18 protein-coding genes are annotated in these 23,946 nt (G+C 38.4%); 4 read left to right on the forward strand and 14 right to left on the reverse strand.

Annotated elements, in window-relative coordinates; translation table 11 throughout:
* Positions 1–871 precede the first annotated feature (871 nt).
* The 7 genes from ESZ48_RS04960 to ESZ48_RS04990 all read right to left on the reverse strand — a co-directional run bounded on the left by ESZ48_RS04960 (position 872) and on the right by ESZ48_RS04990 (position 10,617).
* Entirely contained in the window at positions 872–1,642 is a 771-nt protein-coding gene (locus ESZ48_RS04960; protein ID WP_129016224.1) for a 3-hydroxybutyrate dehydrogenase, read from the reverse strand.
* Positions 1,635–2,417 carry an alpha/beta fold hydrolase gene (locus tag ESZ48_RS04965; RefSeq protein ID WP_129016225.1) on the reverse strand — a complete coding sequence of 261 codons (783 nt, stop codon included), beginning with the start codon at positions 2,415–2,417 and terminating at the stop codon, positions 1,635–1,637. The genes ESZ48_RS04960 and ESZ48_RS04965 overlap by 8 nt, the downstream gene beginning before the upstream one ends.
* Positions 2,418–2,446: 29 nt before the next feature.
* Positions 2,447–4,915 (reverse strand): TonB-dependent receptor, encoded by a 2,469-nt coding sequence (locus ESZ48_RS04970; protein WP_129016226.1) that lies wholly within the window; start codon positions 4,913–4,915, stop codon positions 2,447–2,449.
* Positions 4,916–5,074: 159 nt separating this feature from the next.
* Positions 5,075–6,490 carry a hypothetical protein gene (locus tag ESZ48_RS04975; RefSeq protein ID WP_129016227.1) on the reverse strand — a complete coding sequence of 472 codons (1,416 nt, stop codon included), beginning with the start codon at positions 6,488–6,490 and terminating at the stop codon, positions 5,075–5,077.
* A 197-nt stretch (positions 6,491–6,687) separates the two neighbouring features.
* The gene (locus tag ESZ48_RS04980; RefSeq protein WP_190246194.1) at positions 6,688–7,557 is read right to left on the reverse strand and encodes an alpha/beta fold hydrolase; all 870 of its coding nucleotides are present in this window, start codon (positions 7,555–7,557) and stop codon (positions 6,688–6,690) included.
* A gap of 71 nt (positions 7,558–7,628) precedes the next feature.
* Positions 7,629–9,134 (reverse strand): class I adenylate-forming enzyme family protein, encoded by a 1,506-nt coding sequence (locus ESZ48_RS04985; protein WP_129016229.1) that lies wholly within the window; start codon positions 9,132–9,134, stop codon positions 7,629–7,631.
* Complete coding sequence (locus tag ESZ48_RS04990) at positions 9,109–10,617, reverse strand: sodium/pantothenate symporter (protein WP_129016230.1); 1,509 nt, start codon at positions 10,615–10,617, stop codon at positions 9,109–9,111. The genes ESZ48_RS04985 and ESZ48_RS04990 overlap by 26 nt, the downstream gene beginning before the upstream one ends.
* 1,366 nt (positions 10,618–11,983) lie before the next feature.
* On the opposite strand from ESZ48_RS04990, the gene ESZ48_RS04995 reads away from it, so the two are divergent.
* The 4 genes from ESZ48_RS04995 to ESZ48_RS05010 all read left to right on the forward strand — a co-directional run bounded on the left by ESZ48_RS04995 (position 11,984) and on the right by ESZ48_RS05010 (position 15,767).
* On the forward strand, positions 11,984–12,562 hold the full coding sequence (locus ESZ48_RS04995; RefSeq protein ID WP_129016524.1) for a TetR/AcrR family transcriptional regulator: 579 nt from the start codon (positions 11,984–11,986) through the stop codon (positions 12,560–12,562).
* A 209-nt stretch (positions 12,563–12,771) separates the two neighbouring features.
* Entirely contained in the window at positions 12,772–13,770 is a 999-nt protein-coding gene (locus tag ESZ48_RS05000; protein WP_129016231.1) for an NADP-dependent oxidoreductase, read from the forward strand.
* Positions 13,771–13,795: 25 nt separating this feature from the next.
* Positions 13,796–14,956, forward strand: a complete 1,161-nt coding sequence (locus ESZ48_RS05005) for an iron-containing alcohol dehydrogenase (protein WP_129016232.1) — start codon at positions 13,796–13,798, stop codon at positions 14,954–14,956.
* Positions 14,957–14,963: 7 nt separating this feature from the next.
* Positions 14,964–15,767: a type 1 glutamine amidotransferase domain-containing protein gene (locus tag ESZ48_RS05010; RefSeq protein WP_190246195.1), complete on the forward strand. Its 804-nt coding sequence runs from the start codon at positions 14,964–14,966 to the stop codon at positions 15,765–15,767.
* Between the two features lie 267 nt (positions 15,768–16,034).
* Here ESZ48_RS05010 and ESZ48_RS19230 read toward each other — a convergent pair whose 3' ends face one another.
* The 7 genes from ESZ48_RS19230 to ESZ48_RS05035 all read right to left on the reverse strand — a co-directional run bounded on the left by ESZ48_RS19230 (position 16,035) and on the right by ESZ48_RS05035 (position 23,468).
* Positions 16,035–16,202, reverse strand: a complete 168-nt coding sequence (locus ESZ48_RS19230; RefSeq protein ID WP_190246196.1) for a hypothetical protein — start codon at positions 16,200–16,202, stop codon at positions 16,035–16,037.
* 418 nt (positions 16,203–16,620) lie between these two features.
* Positions 16,621–17,727, reverse strand: a complete 1,107-nt coding sequence (locus ESZ48_RS05015) for a hypothetical protein (RefSeq protein WP_129016233.1) — start codon at positions 17,725–17,727, stop codon at positions 16,621–16,623.
* Positions 17,728–17,774: 47 nt separating this feature from the next.
* The gene (locus tag ESZ48_RS05020; protein WP_129016234.1) at positions 17,775–18,632 is read right to left on the reverse strand and encodes a hypothetical protein; all 858 of its coding nucleotides are present in this window, start codon (positions 18,630–18,632) and stop codon (positions 17,775–17,777) included.
* A gap of 43 nt (positions 18,633–18,675) precedes the next feature.
* Positions 18,676–18,828, reverse strand: coding sequence for a hypothetical protein (locus ESZ48_RS19235; RefSeq protein ID WP_190246197.1), 153 nt, complete (start codon positions 18,826–18,828; stop codon positions 18,676–18,678).
* 139 nt (positions 18,829–18,967) lie between these two features.
* Complete coding sequence (locus ESZ48_RS05025) at positions 18,968–19,720, reverse strand: CPBP family intramembrane glutamic endopeptidase (protein WP_190246198.1); 753 nt, start codon at positions 19,718–19,720, stop codon at positions 18,968–18,970.
* 66 nt (positions 19,721–19,786) lie between these two features.
* Positions 19,787–21,031 carry a DUF3999 family protein gene (locus ESZ48_RS05030; RefSeq protein WP_129016236.1) on the reverse strand — a complete coding sequence of 415 codons (1,245 nt, stop codon included), beginning with the start codon at positions 21,029–21,031 and terminating at the stop codon, positions 19,787–19,789.
* The gene (locus ESZ48_RS05035; RefSeq protein WP_129016237.1) at positions 21,015–23,468 is read right to left on the reverse strand and encodes a DUF2339 domain-containing protein; all 2,454 of its coding nucleotides are present in this window, start codon (positions 23,466–23,468) and stop codon (positions 21,015–21,017) included. Before ESZ48_RS05035 ends, ESZ48_RS05030 begins: the two co-directional genes overlap by 17 nt.
* Positions 23,469–23,946: the final 478 nt, after the last annotated feature.

The raw sequence follows: 23,946 nt of genomic DNA on the forward strand, positions 1-23,946 counted from the left end.
CTCTTCGGAAGCAGAAGCCACTCCTCCTTAAAAAGGAGGAGAATTTAAGTCTTTTAATAACATTTGATATGGCATCCAAATCAAAAGGCTCCTCCCCTTGGACATTGAGCGTGTCGAAATGAAAAAAGAGCTTAAATACCTGCCTGCAGGACAGGCAGGCGGAAGGGTTTTTAAATATAAACTTGTGTCTGCATCGAGAACGCCTCGTGCCAACTTACACCTTAAGAACCTGTCAAGTACAATTAACGGTTTATCTATTTTTACAAACAAACGCTTACCCAAGTTTAACCTTAACATCTCTAACAAAATATTGAAACGGTTTTATTTATCAACTGGCAAACCACCTCGTCATCTGCTTCTCTGCGGAAGCAGAAGCCACTCCTCCTTAAAAAGGAGGAGAATTTAGGTCTTGTAATAACATTTGATATGGCATCCAAATCAAAAGGCTCCTTCCCTTTTTTTAAGGGAAGGTGGATTTAAGCTCAGAATAGAGCTTAAAGACGGAAGGGTCGTAAATTATAAACAAGTTGTTGCCACGCGCATCTCCATTCAAGAGCTCCTTGCTTTAACCATTGAGCTTGCCGAAATGAAGGGATGTAGATTAAAACCCGTCCATCATAAATTAAGAAACCTCCCAGCCCCGATAGTTATCGATTCTGAGAGGTAGCTAATCAAAAAAAACAAAACTTAAAATTTAAAGTGGCCTATACACCAGCCACTCCATGAGCTTATTATAATGTCATATAATCTGTTAGTAAATTAGTGAAATGGCTAATCTTACATTTATGTTACGATTTTAATTTACACTGCATCCGTGAAAATCCGTGAAATCTGTGTCCAAAAACAATCTTCACATCCGTATCCAAAAACCCTACTGCGCACTCCATCCCCCATCCAACGCAAACGACGTCCCTGTAATGGTTGTTGATGAATCCTTCGCCAATAAAACCGCCATATCCGCAATAGCCTCCACCGGAACAAATTCCTTGACCGCCTGTTTGACCAGCATCACCTTCTCCACCACCTCTGCTTCGGTCATCTTATGCGCTTTCGCCTGGTCCTTGATCTGACCTTCCACTAAAGGAGTTTTGACATAGCCCGGGCAAATGGCGTTACAGGTAATATTGAACGGCGCGCCTTCTAAGGCCAAAACTTTAGTCATCCCAATCACCCCATGCTTCGCCGTTACATAAGCCGATTTAAATTCCGAAGCCCTCAAGCCATGCACGGAAGAAATGTTGATGATGCGCCCAAATTGCTGTTGTTTCATCTGCTTCCAAGCCGCTTTTGAGGCGTAGAACACCGCATTCATATTGATGGCAATGATGTTTTCATACGTCTCGTTGGGAAAATCTTCAATGGGCGACACAAATTGAATCCCCGCATTGTTGACCAACACGTGCAATTCGCCAAAGGTCTTTATCGTTTCTGCAATCAAACCTTCCACGGCATCTGAGTGCAACAGATTCCCTTTAGAAAATCCCACCTTTACGTTGTGGGTCGCCCCCAAGTCTTTTGCAATGGCATCGCCGTTGGCTTCCAGCCCGTGGAACATAATATTATAACCTTCCTTAGCAAATCGGGTGGCAATGGCCAAGCCAATCCCGCTGGTGCTTCCTGTAATGAGTACGGTTTTATTCATCGTTTAAAAATTTTTCAAGGGCTAGATTAAAAGCCTCCGGTTGATCAATCACGACGCCATGTCTTGAGTTCTTTATGATAACCAAGCTTGCATTTTGCATACGTGACACATATTCTTGCTTAAAAGAAACTTGGGTATAATCCATATCAGATCCCACAACAAGGGTACGCGTTGGAATGGCTTTTAACTGATCTCCCAATCCCCATGCCATCAAGGTTACAAACGACTTGTAATAGGCATTATAATCGTTGTTCCTGCAACGTGTTTCAAAAGCCTCCCTCAAGTCTAATTGATGTGCTTCCGGAAACATATTAAAGGAGATTTCCTTGGCCAATGGTGCCAAGCCTTTGGTTTCCAAAAACTCGGTCCGACTTCTTAAAAGTTCTTCGCCAATGCTGCCCATATCATTAAAATCGGGGCCGCTGTTGACAATGACTAAATTCTCGACATACTCAGGATAACTGGCTGCCATTTGAAAGGCCACTGCGCCGCCCATTGAAAAGCCCACAAAAGTGGCTTTCATGATCTGTAATTGGTCTAAGAATGCCTTGACGTCTTCGGTCATCAGCCCAACGCCATAAGCGTCTTTAGGCTTTGTAGAATCGCCGTGACCTCTTAAATCCAAAGCAATCACGCGATGTGTTTTAGAAAAGAAAGGGACTTGTGCGTCCCAATCTTTTTTTGTTGATCCCAAACCATGAAGCAATAACAGTACCTTTCCGGCGCCATAGTCTTCATAATCAAGTTCAATATCATTAGCATGTATTTTTGACATGGTATAGAAACTTAATTGGTTCGAACTCTTTATTTTTTAAAGAAATTGATGTTGTATTTTAGTTCAAAAGAAACTAGGGTGCTGATTGCTGGCGACGCCACAAACTCTCTAATCTCTGCATTAAATAAGTTGGTGATGTTCACCCCTAAAGACAGATCGTCGGTTAAAAAGTACCCAGCATTGGCATCTATAGTAAATCCGCCCAATTGGCCGTAGTTCCATGTTCTTCCATTACGTGCATTTTCAATAATGTCATTAACGCCATCACCAGTTAAATCCTGTGTTTTAGCAGCAATGTTGATCCCTGAAAAGAAATCATATTTCTCCACAAATCGGCCGTAGATAGCACCATAAAACTTCCCTTTATTGTAGTGAAGTCCTAAACTGAATTTATGGTTTGGCGTATTGATAGGCAATTCAGTTTCCAACACGACACCATCCATATTCCCGTCATTGGCCATATCATCTAAATCAAGCGTGCGGCCAAAATAAGAGTAGTTGAAAACCCCTCTAAAGCTACTGTCAAAATAATAGTTGAAACCAACATCAAATCCGTAAGTATCCACGTGACCAAAATTCAAGTAGGTCAACACAACAGCGCCGTTAGACCCTGGAACCACATCACCTATTGGCGTGTCTCCCATGTGGGTAACCGGACTGGTAGCGGCAACGTTAACCAACGGACTGATAAAGTTATCAGAGACGTTGTAATACGCATTGGTGTCAATAAATAATTTGTCAGACAGTTTTCCTTTGTAGCCAATCTCGTAAGAATTGATGGTTTCTACGTCCAACTTTGGAATCTTGGTGCCGTTGGCCAAAGTAAATCCTTCGCCATTCCCCAATACCAAACCGCCAAATAATTTTCCTTTAAGATTCAAAATAGAAGGTACTGCCATTCCTTTTCCATAAGTAATCCTGAACGTTCCGTTATTCACTTTTTTAGTGATGGCTACTTTTGGAATGAAGTTAGAGCCGTATAAATCGTGATTGTCCAAACGTGCTCCAAATAAGAAGCCCCATCCGGAATCTTCCATCTTATATTCCAATTGTGTGTACACGCCAGTTTGCGCCAAATCGATACCACCATCATCCAATAGATACGTGCCATGGGAATCTGCCATGTCTTTTTGGTATTGTGCACCTGCGGTCAAATAGAATTCATCCCAATTGTTGTTATACTGGGCTTCTGCATTAAAACGTTTAGAATCGTCCACAAATAAAGCACCACGCTCCAACGGAATCCCATTGCCTTGTCCTGGTCCTAATTGAAACCATTGTTCTTTATAAGAACGCTCACGAGCTTCAGCATCAGAAAAACCATTGTCTATAAACGAGACGTAGTTTTGTGTGCGTTGGTTCATCGCGTAAGTGTCGTCTGTTTTACTCCACGTGTAATACGTATTGGCAAAAAAGTTCTTAGACACAAATTTTATTTGAGCCTCGTCAATTCGCCAATCTTTTATTTGATTACGCCCGGCACTGGTCACGCCAATATTGCTACTGTTGCTATGTCCGTAATAACCTGTAAGCTCTGAGCCTGCAGTTGGCTTGTAGTTTAAAGAAGCACCATATTTTTGAGAGGTGAAATCACGATCTAAATCCAATTCCTTATAGCCTTTCGTTCCAACATAAACACTGTCTGTATAATCAAACTCAGTACCTTGCGCTCTTTCAAAATGGACTTTATAAGCAAACTTATCGTCAATAATCTGCGCATGTCTCACTCTACCGGTAAATACACTCTGGTTACCCGCCCCAATAGCGAAGGTTGTTCCTTCAGAAGTTCTTGGGTTTTTGGTGATCGTGCTTACCAATCCGTTATGGGCATTCGGTCCGTAAAGCGTTCCGTTTGGTCCTAAAAGGATTTCAACACGTTCAATATCATCTTTAGAAATAGTAGTAAAAGAACCAAAAGGTAGTCCAGTTGCGATCAATGAAGATAAACGATCATCAGTGACCTGAAGGTTTTTGGAGTTGAAAGAGGAGTTAAACCCTCTGATATTGATTCCCGTACCTAAAACACCGGCTCTTACAAAGTCAACACCTTTTTGTCTTGCTGCCAATTCTCCAATGTTAAAACTTGGGAATTCTGCGATTTCTCTCGCAGTAATTACGTTTACCGTGGCTGGGACATCAGTGATTTTTTGTGGTTTCTTGTTCGCCGTTAAGATGACTTCGTCCAAAACCGTATCCGAACCTTTCAACGACGCGTCCAATGTAGTGGTCTGTCCTGAAACAACGGATACATTCTTGTTCAAAGTCTCATAGCCAATATAAGAGATGACTACATCATAAGTGCCAACATTGACATTATCAATGGCATATCGTCCATCAAAGTCGGTCATGGCGCCCTTATTTAAAGTTTTAATAGAAACAGTTGCACCAGATAAAGGCATGCCGGTCGCATCTGTAATTAATCCGCTTATGGTTCCTGTTTCTTGGGCGTTGACCACAAAAGAACCAATAAAAGTGAGTAATAGGAATAGTTTTTTCATAATGCAAGAGTGTTGATTGAGTTTAATTTGTAGAGCAATCTATTATGAATTACGCCAACAGCACTCTTAAAAATAGAAGCATTCAAGTGTGACTATCTAACAGTTATCAGTCATAAGCAAATAGCAACCTATTGAAAACAAGGGTTTAATGGTCAAAATTTAGATGTGTGACTTCAATTTTAAAAAAGCTTCAGGTAAGTTATTGGAAAGCTTGTCAATGACTTTGACCATTAATTGCCTTTGATTGGTGGTAGGTTTAATGGCGGATAAAGGGGCTTTGATCTCCTCCAATAATCGGGTCGAATTTATTTGACCTTCCATATATCTGGACAAGGAAATACTCCAGGAGATATTGGGCACGTAGTTGTTTTGTTTCTGGCGTTCCTTCTCCTTTTCTATCAGGTCAAACTTGGTGGCGAGCTTCAACACGTCTTCATAATTTTCCTGGGTGATCAAAGTGCTGATATAGGACGTAAAGAAATGGTGCCATCGGTGTTTTAGGACTTCGTTTTTGTGTTTCCTTAAAAAGGTTTTGGCAGTGGCCTCGGCAAGACTGTTTTTATGAAGTTCTGACAAGACTCTAATTTGATAAGAGCAATAACCGATTTTCTGATGGTAATTATGCGTTTCCTTATACAGATCCTTATGTTTTTCCATCAAGGAATAGGCTTTTTCAGGTTTGTTGTTTCGCAATAAAATAGCCACCAAATTATTGAGATACATCAAGGTGTCATTGTTGTTTTGTCGGATGGAGAGGTAGCCATAAAACTCTGCTTCGTCAAATTCATCCTGCTTGGAATGTAACAATACCCTACTGGCGTAATAATTGGACAACAATCGTCTGGAATACATCTGACCTTGACTAAAATACACGTCAATCTGATCAAAAAGCACCTTCAGCTTATCGTTTTCATTGTAATTGGTGTACATAAAAGCCAGCAATACAAAAGCTTGATATCTGTTTTTTCCGCTGATGGTAGCGTCCTTAAAAACCTTAAGCAGCCACTTTTCAAGATGCTTGGTCTCTTTATTGTTGAGCGTGTATTGGTCCGTTATTTCGGTAGTGGCATCATAGAGTTTTTCTTTGATGTCCTGCGCTTTGAGGTAGGGTGCTTTGTAGGTTTTTATGAAATCGGATACAATTTGATGGTCTTTATAGCGCATTCTTACCAAGAGGTAGGATTTGTATTCTTTGGCGAGATCATACAGATTTTGGAATGAGAAATCGATGGTTTTGTAAGATGCGATATAATTCAGAAACTCCTTCTCTTCATCGGAGGCAATCGCATCCGTCAGGATCTTTTGGTTGATGGACATGATCCAGGCTATGGAGGCATCCACATCAATACTTTGCAATTTCTTTTCAATCCAATCTTTGATATAGGAATATTTACGTTTGTCAAATGACGCATCAAAATCCTTGCGTTTGTTTTGGGACAAGGCGTTGGTGATGACCAACTGGATAATTTGAAGCTTATCTTCTTCCACAAACTGATATTGGGTTTCAAGATATTTAGCTTCATTCGGGAGAATGGTTTTACTAAACTCTGTGAATTTTTTAAGCTTGGTTTTCATGGACTCAAATTTAGAGGATTTGGCTATCGAATATGAAGAGTTTTAGACACGGATTTGCCCGTTCGTTCAGGCGGTTTACGCGGATTCCCACGGATTCTCAGTTATCTGAAGATATAGGCTTAAATAACTTATTGGGATTTTACGAATAGAAATGACTAAACATGTACTGACCAAGATACTATAAGTTTGATGGTAAATTACTTCTTATCTACAAATTGCTGGATAAGCGCGTTCACTTCCTTTGGTTTCTCAAACTGAACAAAATGTCCGGCATCAGGGATGAATTCCAGAGTCGCATGTGGTATGTTTTCCAAAGCGATCTTGCCAACAGCTTCGGTAGTCAGCGTAGGGTTAAAATACCGATTGGGAATCAGCATATCCTTATCTCCAAAAATCACCAAGGTAGGTTGTTGGATGGCCTTTAAATCGTCACAAACCCGATCATCCAACATTCCCGAAACACTCTTTACGATCGCGTTGCAATGCGCTTCAAAATCGGAAGCTTTCGTAATGTTCTTTCTGTCGGTAATCATTTTTGACACTTCCTCTGGCTGTACATAAAAATTAAGCGCATAATTGTTTTCAATTTGAGCGTCCGTGGTGTTTTTGACCGAGGCTGGGGTTAAAAAGCCTTTCATCATAGCGGCGTTGGCTTCAGAAAACTGCTCCAAGCCTGCTGGGGCAACCAAAATAAGCTTCTCAATTAGTTCCGGATGTTCTGTGGCCAGTTTGACACTTGCTTGTCCACCCATAGAATGGCCGATGAGAATGACGTTTTTCAAGTCTAATTTTCCGATGAATTTGGATAAAACCTCCGCAAAATACGATGGCGTATAGGCAGCATCAGGTAATGACGATTTCCCATAGCCTGGCAAATCCACCGCAACACAGGTATAATCAGCTTTTAGATCGGCGATATTCTTAGACCAAGCATCGGCATTGCTGCTTAATCCGTGGACAAATAACAAGGTTTTTTCGCCTGCCCCTTCTTTAATATAACTGATTTCCAAACCATCTAAAGTTGTCGAATGGGTTTTGAATTCATATTCTGAAAGTAGTTCTTTCATAGGTTTTTGGGTGGTTTGTGAAAAAACGGAGGCATTGATTAACGTAAAAATAAATAGAAAGCTAAGGTTTTTCATGGTTCAGAATTGATGGTGTTAAAATAGGTGTAAAGTTGTTTTCGGCATACTTTTCCTAAGCTAGTAGTGGGAATATCGTCTAAAATAAAAATATACTTTGGATGTTTAAAAGCCACAAGATTCATTTTTAAATAGGCTCTAATCTCCACGACCGAAAGATTTTCATTGGCTGTTGTTACAAAGGCTATGCCACATTGCCCCCATTTGTCGTCCTTCACACTCAGTACGACAGCTTTGGTAATGTCCTTGAAGTCTTCCAGTTGTGCCTCAACTTCCTGGGGATAAATATTTTCACCGCCCGAAATGTACATGTCGTTCTTACGCCCTTTCATATACAAAAATCCTTCGGTATCGGCATAGGCGAAATCTCCGGTAAACAACCAACCTTTCTTAATCTTGTTACTGGTTTTCACCGAATTGTTCCAATATCCAGGAGTGACAATATCGCCTTTAATGCACAACTCCCCTACTTCATTGGGTTTGACTTTAACGCCCTTTTTATCTACGATTTTGATATCTAAATAAAAGTTGGGTTTTCCAATGGAGTTGGGTTTTAATTGCGCCATTTTATGGTGCAAAGACGTGATGCTTGGCCCAGCTTCGGTGGAGCCATAACCCGGTCGGATATAGATGTTTTTTTCTTTTTTCCAATAAGCCACGAGTTCTGAAGGTACTTTTTCGCCCCCAGAAATAATATAACGCAATCTTTTAAGATTGACCTCTTTGAAAATCGGCGCTTCCTGCATCATCAAGAGCATGGTGGGCAGCGCCATAAATAAGGTGGTTTTGTTAAGTTCCAAAAGGCACAAGGTCTTTTCGGCATCAAATTTCTCCAACATCCCAATATGCGCACCTTTATGCAAAAGCGGGGTGACAAAGATATTCCAACCCGACGTATGGTAAGGCGGCAAAATATTGATGGTAGAATCCCTAAACGTGATCCCGAGCTGCATGGACGTGTTCAAACTGTTCCAAAACAGCATTTTATTGGTGTAGATGACCCCTTTTGGTGCTCCTGTAGTTCCGGAGGTGTAAAAGATAAACAGCGGATTGTCCGCCTTGATCTGAAAAGTTTTTTCTAATAGCCTATCGACCGTTTGATAATACTGTTCTAAAGCATCAAAGGCGATGGTTTTGAGATTGTGATGTGCTAGTTGCGCTACTTTCTCCTTATGATTGGCATTGTAAACCAGCAGACGCGGGGTGCAATCTAAAATGAGTTTGGCGATTTCCTTTATGGACAAGCGATAGTTTAATGGCACCAAAATAATGCCCATCCTTTGGCACGCTACAAAAAGAACAATATACTCCAAACTGTGTTCGGCCAACACCGCAATGCGATCGCCCTCTTCCAGCTGGAGTTCTGTAAACTTATCGGTCAACCGATTGGCATAGGCATGCAAATCACTGTAGGTATAACTTTTATTGGCGTCATACGAAGTAATTGCAATCTTATCTGGCGTGTAATCCGCCCATTTAGCTGTCCAATCTAATGTGTCCACGTTGTTTCTTTTCGTCTAATTTATAAAATAGATACCCGATGATGAGTGAGCTGACAATGCCGATAGCTGCCGAAACCCCTGGATTGTTCACAGGCTCTTGCATATACGGTGTAAACCGACCGTAATATATACCAAAATGCACAACGATGGCCGTGATGCTGGCGATAAAAACCGAGCGTGTGGAGACATTCTTTAAAAATGTTCCAAAAAGTACCGGCACAAAGGCGGCCGTAAAATAAGCATACACGCCGTTTTGGGCAAAAATAGCCACGCTGATATCTGGATTTTGAATTTGGTTCCAACTCAATAAAAAACTCACAATGGCCAGGCCGACAATCACCACTTTATTGATAGAAATTGTTTTTGCGGTGTATTTGTCTTTGAATAATGGGTTGATGATATCGGAAGTGATGGTAATGGATAAGGATTGTATCAAGCTTTCCAAAGTGGACAGCCCTGCTGAAATCAAGCCGACCATGATAACTAATCCCACGCCTACTGAAAACTTCGTAACCACATAAGTAGGAATGATCTCGTCCATTTTTAAGGCTGTGCCATTTACCATAAGATCTGGGAAACTAATGCGGGCATACAAGCCGACAATTACCACTAAAAAGAAGATGATCATAAACGCAATCCCGCTGAATAGATAGGTGTTGACTTTACTTGAATCTTTTAATAATAAGGATTTGGTGATGATATGCGGCTGACAAACAATGGCCACACCAATAACGATTTGCGTGACGATGATCTCAAAATAATCCCGAAACAGAAAGCTGGATGGATTGGTGGGTTTGGTCAAATTGGGATCGATAGCGTTGAGTTTAGCTAAAAAACCACTAATACCATCAGAGAAATATTCAGCCCCAGAACCAATCAGGATCAAGGCCACAATACACATGATGATGGCTTGAATGGTATTGGTATACACCATGGAATTTGCACCGCCAAACATCATATAGCCAAACACAAATGCGGTGATGCCCATCAATACATAAAACGGATCGGCATTAAGCGATTTAGAAATCACCTGCGTGAGTCCCACATTGATCAATACAATAAAGGTCATCAGCAAAAGGGCAATAAACGCAAAGAAGATGGCGTAGTTTTTACTTTCGTAACGTTTACCAATCCATTGTGCCATGGTGGTTGCTTTAACTGCCTTGCCTTGTCTGGCAAACCCTTTGGTAAAAACAATCAGCGAAATAAATGCAGCGATGGGCATTACCAACGCAAAGGAAATAACCCCAGAAATGCCATAAAGAGCAATAAACCCAGGATTGATAATAAACGTTGCGGCACTGGTCATGGAAGCGGCTAAAGATAAACCGACTACCCACGACGGAAAGCCAATATTTCCTACGGCATAATCTTGGATGCTCTTATTTTTCCGCGCCCCTCGGACCACGAAAAATAAGATGACGGCAGCATATACGGCCAATAAAATCCACATGTAGGTCACTAAAGTATCTGATGCAATCATTGATTTAAGATGTTTGAAAACAAATAACAAACTTTATGTTATTATACTTCTATTATTTTACGATACTTAGGGTGTGACTTTGTGTAAATTACCTGATAATCCTCGTCAACGGCAAACATGTATGAAAAACAAGGAGCTATGACTATGCTAAGATATAATTAAAATGTTCTTGTTATCATTTTACATCCGTTACTTTCTAAATGCGCATAAGCTCAAAAGGATTTAGTAACAATACCTGAACCGAATAATTATCGGAATCGGTCAATTTAAATGCAGATGAGAGTGCTTTAATTTTAGAAATTTTCACAAAAAACATAAACTCTTTGACATGAACCTGCCCGTCCGTTCAGGCGGGTTACACTAATTACACGGATGGAATTGACGTTCAATTTCATACTCGTGAGAGTTAAATTCTATTTTAGAAATGTTCTTATTAATTCAACTTCTTAATTCGTGAAATGAATGCATTACAATGACGCAACTCTTCGTGAAAATCTGTGAAATCCGTGTCTGGAAAAAATCTATGTGACACAATCCGTAATGCCGAGGACGCTATCTGGAAGTTTCAATTAGTACTTTTTAAATTCGTGAAATAGATAGTATCGCATTTTCAGCCGATTCAGGCTCAAAAGGAATTCGTGATAATCTGTGAAATCCGTGTCTAAAAATAATCTATGTGACACAATCCTTAATGCCGAGGACTCTATCTTGAGATTTCAATTATTACTTTTTAAATTCGTGAAATAGATAGCATCACATTTTCAGCCGATTCAGGCTCAAAAGGAATTTATGAAAATCTGTGTAATTCGTGTCTAAAAAAATCTATGTGACAATCCATAATCTTAATGGTTTTCAGAACCTGTCCATAAAAGAACCAATGAGAGTATTTGATTTTAGAAATTGTCGCAAAATACATGAACTCTTAGACACGGATTACACTAATTACACGGATGGCATTGACGGTGAATAATCAATTAACACATTATTAATCATTTCACTAAAGGCAGCACTCATTAATCATTTTGCTGCGTATAATAAATTGAACAGCGGCGCAACTATATGACACAATCCGTAATGCCGAGGATGCTATCTTGAAGTTTCAATAGTACTTTTTAAATTCGTGAAATAGATAGCATCGCATTTTCAGCCGATTCAGGCTCAAAAGGAATTTGTGATAATCTGTGTAATCTGTGTCTAAAAGACAATATAACAGCAGCAAAATCCCCGAAGTTTCACCTCCTTTCCGAGAACACACCTTCCAAACTAAGACATTACAACCTATTATCACATTATAATTCCCAAACCTCTGTTAAAAGAGAATGAACGTTCACTTTTATTTGTATCTTTGTATTCAAATCAATATATGATGGCCAAACTTCAAAAGAGTATAGACAAACGTAATGCCCTAATCAATGCGACTATCGCATTGGTCAACAACAATGGGTTTCATGCGACACCTATGAGTAAAATTGCGAAAATGGCCAATGTATCCCCCGCCACCATATACCTGTATTTTGAAAACAAGCAGGATTTGGTCAACAAAACCTATATCGATGTGAAAGCACAATACACCGCCTATGCCTTCGCCAATTTTGACGAGAGCATGTCCGTGGAGCAAGGTTTTGAACATATTTGGAAACGCATTGCCGACTTCAAGTTGAACGAATCTGAAAGCGCCATGTTTTTATCGCAATGTGACAATACGCCCATCATCGACGAGCCAAGTTTACAGGAAGGGATTAAACACTTACAGCCCCTACTCGACCTTTGGGAACGCGGGAAACAAGAAGGTCTGATTAAGCCAATCTCTGATTATTTGCTATATGCTTATGCCATCAATCCGCTCTCATTTTTAATGATCGCCCAAAAGCGCGGGACGTTTAAATTGGATCAAAAACAAATAGAGGAAGCTTATGAAGCAGCTTGGAGTAGTATTAAGAATTAGAATGCTTCGACAAGCTCAGCAATCTCCGCTGCGCTTTTAGAATTGAGAGTCAAGAACCAAGATTTAAGACGACTAAAGTTGAAAGAAATAACTCTTAATAATAAATTGTAGTTTGCTTTAAAAGAACTAATTAACTACGATTGATTAAAGTAAACATCGCAATAAAAACAACTAATTATAATAAAAATAACACCATAAAATATACAAAAATGATACAGACCATTTTATTAAAAAACAGACCAAAGGGAACACCTACCCCTTCAGATTTTGAATTTGTAAAGGAAGACATCAATCTAACGCCAAAAGAGGGCGAACTACTTTTAGACACCGTTTACGTTTCTGTTGATCCGTATTTAAGGAGTCGGATGAGCGATGCCAAATCGTACATCCCTTCTTTTGAGCTTAACAAACCCATACATTCTGGGGTGGTTGCTAAAGTAACGGCTTCCAAAAACGACAACTTTAAAGAAGGCGAATTTGTTATGGGGATGTTAGATTGGAAAACACAGCAAATATCCTCAGGAAAGGAGCTCATGAAAGTGGATGGCGACAAAGCACCACTTAGTGCCTATTTAGGTATTTTAGGCATGACTGGCTTAACGGCCTATTTAGGACTGACCCAAATTGGTAAACCTGTGGCAGGCGAAACGCTAATTGTTTCTGGAGCTGCGGGCGCAGTTGGCAGTGTTGTAGGACAAATAGCTAAGAATCTTGGCCTTAATGTTATTGGCATTGCAGGTACCGATGAAAAGGTGGCACTTTTAAAAAGCAAATTCGGTTTTGATGCAGGAATTAATTACAACACCAGTACCGATATTAGAGCAGATATTGCCAAAGCAGCACCAAACGGCATCGACATCTATTTTGATAATGTGGGTGGTCCCATTTCAGATGCGGTACTATTCAATATCAATAAATTCTCACGTACCATTAATTGTGGAGCCATCTCGGTTTATAACGAAACAGAGCTTCCACAGAGTGTCAGTGTACAACCTTTTCTGGTTAAAAACAGTTCTTTGATGCAAGGCTTTATTGTTTCAGATTATGAGAAAAAATTCCCAGAAGCCATGCAGCAGTTGGCAGAATGGTTGGCAGCAGGAAAACTTACCTATACCGAAACTGTGGTAGAAGGTTTTGAAAATATCCCAAAGGCTTTTATGGATCTGTTCGAAGGAAAGAACACAGGGAAAATGATCGTTAAAATTTAAATCTTAAAAAAGACTGGAAAAATATATGAACAATTTTGAATTTAAGAATCCGACCAAAATCATCTTTGGAAAGGATAGCATTAGCAAATTATCAAATGAAATTCCTAAAGACGCTAAAATCCTCATGCTTTATGGTGGTGGAAGCATTAAGAAAAACGGAATTTACGATCAAGTGAAAACTGCGTTGGCAAATCACGATGTCATCGAATTTGCTGGTATCCCTGCCAATCCAGAATACGCTGTTTTAATGGAGGCTTTAAAAGTTATTAAGGACGAGAACATTTCGTATTTACTGGCTGTTGGTGGTGGATCTGTGATTGATGGCACCAAGTTTCTATCGGCTGCCGCACTCTTTGAAGGTAATAATCCTTGGGATATTTTAGTTAAGAACATAAAGACGGATAAGGGCATGCCATTTGGAACGGTGTTGACCTTACCGGCGACAGGTTCTGAAATGAACTCAGGCGCGGTGATTACCAGAAAGGAAACCAAAGAGAAATTAACCATGGGCGGACCTGGTTTATTTCCGGAGTTCTCCATCTTGGACCCTCAGGTGATTACTTCCATTCCGCAACGTCAATTGGCTAACGGTTTAACCGACGCCTTTACCCACGTTTTGGAGCAATATATGACCTACCCTATAAACGCAAGGTTACAGGACCGTTTTGCTGAAAGCATTCTGCAGACCTTAATTGAAGTGGCACCAAAGGTGTTGAAAGACCCGACAAATTACAAGGCCGCTTCTGATTTTATGTGGAGCTGTACGATGGCCCTTAACGGACTCATTCAAAAAGGAGTTCCTGGCGACTGGGCTGTGCATGCCATCGGGCACGAATTGACGGCGTTGTTTGGCATTGATCATGCCCGTACTTTGGCCGTGATTGCTCCAAGCCACTACAAATTCAACTTTGAAGCGAAAAAAGAGAAACTCGCGCAATATGCCGAACGCGTTTGGAATATCACAGAAGGCAACACCGATGCTAAAGCCCATGCGGCCATAGAGAAAACAGAAGCCTTCTTTCACCAATTGGGTATCGATACCAAGTTATCGGATTATACCAAAGATTATGAAGGCACGGCTGAAACCATCTCCAAACGATTTACAGAGCGCCAATGGTTAGGCCTGGGCGAGCATAAATCGCTATCACCGGATATGGTTGAAGAAATTGTTAAAATGGCGTATTGATATTAAAATGAAACCATTAAAAGCAACAGCAATTACGCTTATTATCATGGCATCAAGTTGTAAAGATGTGACACATCAAAATTCCTCTGAAACCGTTTCAGAAGAAAAAACAGACATTAAAATAGAAAAAGAAATGAACATATTATTTGTATTGACATCTCACGATCAATTAGGAGATACAGGAAAAAAGACCGGGTTTTGGGTTGAAGAATTTGCAAGCCCATATTACGCATTATTGAACAAAGGTGCGCAGATTACAATTGCCACGCCAAAAGGAGGCGCTGCACCAATAGACCCAAGCAGTGACACCCCAGATGCCGCTACCGATGCTACCAAACGTTTCCATGATGATGCAGAAGCCAAAGCAAAAATCGCGAATACTAAAGTTTTATCAGATATGAATCCCGACGATTTTGACGCTGTATTTTATCCAGGTGGACACGGGCCGTTGTGGGATTTAGCAAATGATAGCAGCTCTATCGCTTTAATCGAGAAGTTCAACAGTCAAGACAAACCGATTGCTTTTGTATGCCACGCTCCTGCTGCATTAAAAGATGTGAAAGATGCTCAAGGCAATCCGTTGGTAAAAGGCAAAAAAGTCACAGGATTTACAAATACTGAAGAAGCTGCAGTACAATTGACAGATGTCGTTCCTTTTTTGGTGGAAGATATGTTGAAAAAGAATGGCGGTATATATTCCAAAAAAGAAGATTGGGCACCGAATGTCCTCCAAGACGGGAACTTAATTACAGGTCAAAACCCAGCCTCTTCTGAGTTGGTTGCTGAAAAACTGTTGGAGAGTTTAAAATAATCCTAAATATTTAGTGATAAGAAAAGGTTGTCTGAAAGGGCAGCCTTTTTTGTTTATCACGCTTTACAAGCAATAACTATGGAAGATCACACCTTAGTTGTTGATAGTCGTCTTTTTTAATTCTTTACCGATTGATAGTCTTACCTGAGGAGTAAGAAAACTTAAGGGGTTGACATGTTGTAACTTCTATAAGTTCAAGGTTAATTAACATCCGATTTCTGATTTTTATAAAGATTGAATTTTCGTCCGTGGTCTTTCAATTTTTAATTATTTAGTAATATTTCCTTTAGTAAACGGCATTATCTTTAAAATATATGCCAAGCCAATAGCGCATACGACGCCTGAAATAGTTCCAATGATTTGATTTTCGCTGATAAAATAAGTTGCCATTCCAATACTGAAAATGCCAATGCCGATGATTTGATCTCTGTTCATGAATTTAATTTTGGTGGCTTGAAATACGAGTGTTACTCTTTTTGTTAACAGCGTTATACATTAGTTTTAACAATCCAGTTAGTGTGATAAATGCAATTCCAACACTACTTCGATATTCCGAAAAAATAGTATTCGGATATATATCTGTCAGAGCAATTATTAAAATGATCAAAGACGACACCCAAACTAAGGCAAGGATGATAAAAGCGATTTTTTTCATGTTTTTATTTAGTTGAGTGAATTTAAGCTGTCTTTATTTAATTTATTAACGCTAAGAAATTTAAATGTTGATTATCACGTATTTATAGGGTTTCGAAGCTGTTTCCTATGGTCTTAACTACGATTTCAAGCAACTAACTTACTGAAAATAGTCCAAACCAGATGTCATAAATCCGAGCTCTTATAAAAAACTTTAGTGCTATTTACTACAATCACCGTCATTGAAATTTTGTTTAGTTGGGTTGTAAGAATTTAATTTTATATCTAACAAAGTTCCTCCATTGGCAATTAAAGTGTTTAATCCGCAAAAATCGCTAAGAATTGCGTTGCTCTCAACTTTCAATCGCCCTCCAGTAGTCTTTACATTTACTAATCCATCTAAATTGGTTAAAATATCATTATAACTAATATCAGCGTATCCACCTATGCTCATTAATTTAGATAATCCATCGATATTACCTAAGCCGATGTTTCCAAAAATATCAAGATCCCCTTTCAAAATATTGAGATTATGTATTTGATCTAAATCCTTCAAGACATCGTTGCCCCGGATACTTAATTTTTCTTGTATCGATTTTATGTTGTCAAAACCATCCAAGCTTGTAAGATGATCATTATTGATTAATTCCAATGAACCTTCAATGTGCTGTAAATTGGAAAAAGCTTCTAAATTTTCAATTTTTGTTTGTGCAATTCTTATCGAAGCTGTAGTTGATCCAATTTTAGGTAGTCCAGCTAAACTTTCAAGCTGATCCATTTCCAACCAAATATAATCTTTAAGTGTAGTAGTAACATTTCTGAACATCTCTAAACTACCGATTTGATTTTGGTTGATATAAAATTGACCTCCAATAGAGTTCAAGTTTTCAAGACCATCCATATTTTGAAGTCCATTATGAGTAATAGTGAGATTGGCCCCTATACTTTTTAAATTTAGAAATCCATTTAGATTCTTAATGCCATTGTCAAAGAGTATTAAACTTCCACCGATATGCTTGAGCTTAGAAAAACTTTCCATACTTTTTAAACCAGAATTGTTTTCTAGAATTAAGTCGCCTCCAATTTCAGTTAAATCACTTAAAGCAGACAAATTGTGAATATAGGTTAGATTTGATAATGTTTGAATTCTTAAATAACCGGTGATTTTTGTGTATTTGAACTTACTAAGGGCGTCTACATCCGCTTGAGAGTTAAGAATGATATCACCATTAAATATGTTTTCAGCGACTTCGGAATTAGTATCGTCAGTTGCACAGTTGAATAAAGTGAGACAAAGAAATAGAGCGCATAGGTTTTTAATTTTCATAGAGATGGGTGTTTTTAGAGGTTAAGATTCTTTTAGGTAGGTTGTTTTTATAATGATTCCCGATTCATGGTATTATAATATTTCACCATCAAATACATGTTTTCCATAATATATTCTTCATTTAAAATTTTTGATACCAACGGTTGATTGTCCTCGAACAATTTAGCTAATTGTTTTTTGTTAAGAAAACCATCGAGAAGTAAGGCGGCCTCCCCTTTTTCTATGTATAAATAAACAACTTTATTTTGCGTTGGAAGGTGGGTCGTTGGATCCATAGTTTTATAGATATGTTCGTATTCATATAATGTAATTCTTCCGTCTAAGACTAATTTTAGATATGCACCATCCTTATCAAAAATAGTAGCTTTTCTTTTTTCCTTATGGATGTAAATGTCATTATTAAATCGGTAAGCTTTTATATGATCTTTTTCGATTTTGATTTTTACATTATCGGTATCTAAAAAGTGGAATTTCCAAAATATAGGATCTCGGAATTTACCATAAATGGTATCATTGGTCTTAGTGACCACAAAATCAGGTAGTCTTTTTTGAACGTTGATAAAATCTCCAAAACGTTTGGCAATACTGTCTTCCGGAATTATTCGAGGTGTGGATTGGGTGTAAATACCATCTGTAACGGAAGGTTTTTCATACCAATACATGTCATCGTTAAATCTTATTTTTTTGTAGTGTCTTAATTTATGAGTGCGAAACATCAGTCTATTTTCAGTAGACTTTGGATTTTTTTCAACGAGAAGGCCATTTTTAGTAATCGCATTCCTAATTGTGCCGTAGGTGGTATCATTCTTACGGTCAATACCATAATCCAAGAATTCATTTTGAGAAAAACTGAAAAGAGGAATTACGAATGCTAATAGTAAAAAAGATTTATGGGGTAAAATCATAAGTAGTATTAAATTGGGTCAAACTGCATTTCTATTGTTATGGTTATTTATCGTAATACCATAAAAAGTGTTTGTATGATATCGCCTCTTGAGAAGAGCTGATGGATACAATATTTAATTTATCCGAGTTTTGATTCACGTAATCCAAAAGATTTTGCTTTTTATTAAATTCCGCAACTTTTAATTCATTTTTCATCTATTTATTATATTTAATTGTTCACATTATTTTCTATAGTATAGTCCGATATCATATTAAATATCTCTGTACAACTCCAATCAGTTATCATCAAACACGCTCTACTCACTTTTACCAGTTACACTTTATAGTAGCCATTTTAATTCCCACTTATGGGATAAAAAATGCAATAAATCATTCCTAAATTAAAAGCCGAATGACATATTATTGCTCCCAAAATTGAACCCGAACGTTTTCTGCATTGATAAAATAAAATACTTGCAAAAAACATACTTAATACCCAAATCAACGTCGGTCCCGCTAAGAATTCCCATTGCTGATTTATGAAAACTAGTCCGAAATGTGAAATATGAACAAGAGCAAATGCCGAACTATCAATTAATGATGCTTTTCCATTGCCAACAGAATTGGCAAAACTTGAATGAACTATACCTCTAAAAAAAAGCTCTTCCCCAATTGGGCTGAAAGTCATTCCGGTTATTGCCATAATACCAAACATAACAGCCTTACTTTGCTGGTCGATTCCTTCTGGAATATTATAGGATTTTCCAATATAAGTGTACCAATTTTTATAAGAGCTGCCATAAAAAGCTTCTCCTATGAAATAAAGCGAAATGCTAAATACGATTCCGATTATAAAAGCAATAATTAACCAACGATAGTTTGTAGGTTTTTTAATTCCGATTGTCTTTCTACCCATTTTGTTTAGAAATACGAATGGTGCAATTGCTGAAATGAGCATAATAAGTCCAATATAAACATAGTTTGCAGTTTCATTGGCGTGCAGAACCAAAATAAATCGAGGAATACAAATTATCAGAATTAAAAAAAGTCCGAATTTCCAGTTAAAACTGAAAATCTTGCTCCAAAAAGGTTTTAATTCATTTTCCATGATTGGCTGTGAATTTTGGTTTATTCGGTGGTATTTGTCAAATTGCCCTTAACAATTAGATAAAATTTAGTTGATATTATCCTTATTCATATCTCGCAACATGTTGAAAGCAAAATATACAATCATTAGCGCCGCAATTCCAATACAGCTCCACATAAACCAAGGTTGTTGCCAAAACGACTTGGTCTTTTCGATAGCCTTTTCTGGCTGTTCATAAACTATGGTGCCGATTTCAGCAATTGGTAAGGCTGTTTTTGTGGTGTTGGTGACCTCGAAAATATCATAATCAGGGAATTCCAATTTATTGTTACCTGCGGTGATTTTGTAGCTTTCGTTTGCTTTTAAGGACGCGACCAAATACACAGGTTCTTGCATGAACTTGAGACTGCCTATTTCCAATTTAGGATTGTCTTTATTGTCAATTTCCAAATACAGTTCTTGTTCAATGCTCGTCGGAATATTAAAAACCAAATCCTTGTCTGATCGGATCGAAAACGCCGCTAAATGTTGTCGGTAAGATTCTACACTGCGCTTTACCTCCCGCTCTTTCAATGTGTATACCAGTACATTTCGGCTATATAGTTCGGGTGCTTTTATTTCCATGCGAATCTGATCCATCACTTCCGGTCGTTCAAAACGGATATGGATTTGGGTCTTCTTGTCCTGTTCTGTAAATTCGATGCTTTTCACCGGAATTTCTTCCATCGTTATTGGCACGAGGTTGACCGTTTCGGTGTTAGCCATGCCAATCCCTAAAAGATTGATGGGTAACGAATACCGATCGTCAAAAACAAGTTTCAGGTAGGAATAGGTCCCTAGTGGAAACTGGATTTCCTTATACACTTCGGTTTTTGTAGGATGGCTCAATTGGTTCAATTGTCCGTTGTTAATGATGCCAAACCATTCCTTTTGATCGTCGCTACCTTCTAAGCGATAGGTTTTGCTACCTTGATAGTTGGCAATTAAAAGCACTGCTTTTTCAATGGTTTTATACGGGTTTTTAAAGATGTAAGTAGAACTTGAATCGGCGATTCTTGTATTGGATACCACCTCGAATTCTGCGAAATCTGAAACTTTGGTGAACTTATAGTCGGAAGTAGGTTGCACAAAATATGGGACTTGGTTGCCCTTAGCGTCCCAAACTCTGATGTCGCGAAGGTCTTGTGTGGCATACGAACGTATATCATGCGGAATGCGAATGCGGTACAACCCAGCTTCTTTTACAGGATCAATAGTACCACTAACCTGACCGTTTTGTGCAAAAGCCATACTGCCCAAAAGCAATATGAAAAACTTAATCGATTTTATCATTCTCTGGAGTTTTAGTTTCGTCAACAACCAAAAATTTAAGTTTCTGATAAACGAATGAGATAATTAAGATGAGGACGCCCAACAAGATGAACGCAATAATTTTTCCGGTTTCGGACACGTTACTGATGTCGTAAACAAATAATTTTATAATCGTGATTCCCAATAGGGTGAGCGCGATAATCCGTAAATGCTTGATCTGTTTTTTAATTCCTACAATTAAAAACACAAAAGCCATGATGCCCCATAACACAGGGAATCCTGTTTTTATTATTTTGTATCTGGCAGCCGAAATCATTTCAGTTTTAGCATCGTAATCCAACTGTGTGTTATCTATTGAAACATCCATAATATGAAGTCCTTGAATAATCATTTCAGTACTTGCCATCACCACCAGAACAAAAACCGCAGCCCATAAGGTCCATGATGCCTTAAATATCGAAAACACTCTTTGACCTTGGTTGCTTTTAAATAATACGTACCAGAAATATACGATAATGACCAGCGATAAGAGATGCAGATAATAAGCGGTGTAATTTTGAGTGCTGCTCTGTATATTATTCTCAAGTTCCAAGAATGGAATTCTCATCAACACAAATGCGAACAGGATGATATTGACTACCACCAAAATAGTGATGAGTTTATTACTCCAAGCTTTTTTATTTCTATATACTATAAAACAGAATACTGCTATAAAAAGCAAATGATAAAGCACAATGATGGCCAAAAAGTCAGTAAAATTATAACGTGTATAAGATTGGTGGCCAACTTCAAAAAGACCTACAAAATATCCGGTGATTATGGCCAGGATATTCACAAGTTTTCTATAAAGTTGAGGTTTGAAAGTCAATCCAAATTTTGATAATTTTTCGGTTTCGTGACGCAATAAATAACCGACACTCACGAAGGACGCCACCACCAACAAACCGGCAATAAAAATAGGATTGATTACAAGGGCGAGAGGTTCCACCCAATCGACATATCCAAACCAATCCATAAACAAGCTTATGAGCATTAAGAATTGCACGATGACAGCGGCAAACCGGTAACTTTTAATTTGCGATTTCTGCGACAGCCATAACAGTAAAACTGCTTCTGCTGCCCAGAACATTGTGATATTATTTCCTGAGAACTGTACGGGAACTGCCAAGGTGATAAAGGTTAAAGTCAAACCTATCAAGAGGTAAATCGCCGTTTTGTCCAGTCCAAACTTCTTGTACAAAAGCAAGGCATAACCCAAATTTAGCACTGCCAAAAGCGCCGTAAACAAGCCTTTGAATTCGGGTTTAAACTCGGACAATACCAAAATGCCAATCCCATAAAAAACAAAGTTATTGACCGTGAGCATGACCAATTGGATTTTGGTGAAACTGCCTTTAGTACGCAAATTGTTGATGATGGTAATGACAATAAAGATGAGGTAAAAAACAAATGCAAAAATTAAGGCACCAAGGTAAGGTGGCTCAGGAATGTTCATTTCATTCACAACCCAACTTCCAAATAACACCATGGTGAAAATAAAAGCAAGAACTTGTACCACATGCCATCTTTTAAAATAAGCCAAAGCTAGGATCCCGATATCCAAAATGGCGATATAGGTAAACAATACCATATAATTTCCACTGCCCGTGCTGATCATAAATGGGACTAAAAAACCGCCAATTAAAGATAAAATGGCAAGCTCCATCCGATTGTAAGACAGAGAAATCAAACAACTGAACGCCGTGATAAGCACCATAATTGCAAAAGCCACCTGTTGCCCAAATAATTGGTATTCATGAAAGGCAATGGCAATGGTGAAATAATAAATGGCAATGGCACCAGCCACCAAAACTGAACTGAACGGCGCGTATTTTTGACGGAGTCTATGCGCAATAAACAGCACCAAACTTCCGGCTAAAATGCCTATCCCTACACGTGCAGGTTCATTGATCCAATCCTTATCAATAGCATATTTCACGAAATAACTGATGCCCAAAACCAAAATGAGGATTCCAATTTTATTGATCAGGTTTTCACCGATAAATTTTTCAAGGTCTGGGTTTCTTTCTTTAAAGCGCTGCCAAATACCAGGTCTTGGAGGTTGTACCTCTTTTTCTTCTTCTATAGCGGGTGCCGTTGTATATGCAGATCTGACAGACTCTGCAGCTTCGATAGATTCAGCTGTCTCTTCTTCAGCAACTAACGGAATTACTGATCTTTCTACAGGAATGGCTTCTTCAACAATGACTTCTGTCGGTATTACAATGTCTAGATCAGCGGCATCTTGAACACTTTCTTTTTCCACAGGTCTTGTCCCATCTTTATAATGCGACAAAAGGGTATTCAACTTGTCGTTTAGGGTATGGAGTTTATTATTTAAATTTAGACTTTCCTTACGGTACTTCGAATTCTGGAAAATCAATAAAATAATTATGACAACTAAGAGAACATATTCCATAGTTTATTTTTGGTTGCAATTAGGTAAAGCAAAGAGCAATTTAGCGTTTATTTTGAAAGTAAGAGTAAAAATAAATTTCCAAAAGTAAAAGCTCCAAATACCAATTGGATTGTTCGTGCCATGAGTAATTTTTGTGATAAAAAAATCAGTTAATATCAGCGCTCAATAATTCTCCGTGCATCTCTGTGAAACCTCAGCGTATCTCTGTGTAATTATTCACGCAATAGATAAAATTTCAAAAGTAAAAGCACCAAATACCAATTGGATTGTTCTTGCTATGAGTAGGTTTTGTGACAACAAAATCAGTTAAGATTTGGACTCCATAATTCTCCGTGTATCTCTGTGAAACCTCAGTGTATCTCTGTGTAATTATTTCGCGCAAAAAATAAAATTCCAAAATAAAAACACCAAATACCAATTAGATCATTCGCACTATGAATAGGTTTTGTGATAAAAAAAATCAGTTAAGATTAGCGCT

This window comes from Gelidibacter gilvus (genome assembly GCF_004115975.1).
GTDB classification, from domain to species: domain Bacteria; phylum Bacteroidota; class Bacteroidia; order Flavobacteriales; family Flavobacteriaceae; genus Gelidibacter; species Gelidibacter gilvus.